This window comes from Plebeiibacterium marinum (genome assembly GCF_026013615.1).
GTDB lineage: Bacteria > Bacteroidota > Bacteroidia > Bacteroidales > Marinilabiliaceae > Saccharicrinis > Saccharicrinis marinus_A.
The window spans coordinates 1-332 of sequence record NZ_JAPDPI010000171.1; the positions used below are offsets into that span (position 1 = coordinate 1).

The following is a 332-nucleotide window of genomic DNA, read 5'->3' on the forward strand; positions in this document are numbered from 1 at the left end:
ACAATGGCCTTTTTTCGCCTCGTCACAATTTCCGTTAAATAACTCAACACCTCGGCATGTAAATCTTTACCAATATGAATCTGAAAGCCCTTTACCTTTTTCACTTCCATCTTCTCTATTAAATAGTTGGGCTCACTCATCTCTGGGTACGGCAAAATAATTTTTATGATACTGTCATTCTTATGTTTTATTATCATCTGCGTTAAGTCAATATAGGCAGTAACACTAACGGGCACCAAGGCCACTGCCTTTAAACTTTTTGAAGCATCATTTTTGCGATGTATAAAAGACAAGTCCTGATAAATGTGCTTAATCAGGTGCAGCTCTTTGAT

Annotated in this window: 1 protein-coding gene; it reads right to left on the reverse strand. The window is 37.0% G+C overall.

Annotation, left to right across the window (positions count from 1 at the left end; translation table 11 throughout):
- On the reverse strand, window positions 1-332 hold a 332-nt coding region (locus OM074_RS21345; protein ID WP_301202735.1), incomplete at both ends, for a DUF4230 domain-containing protein.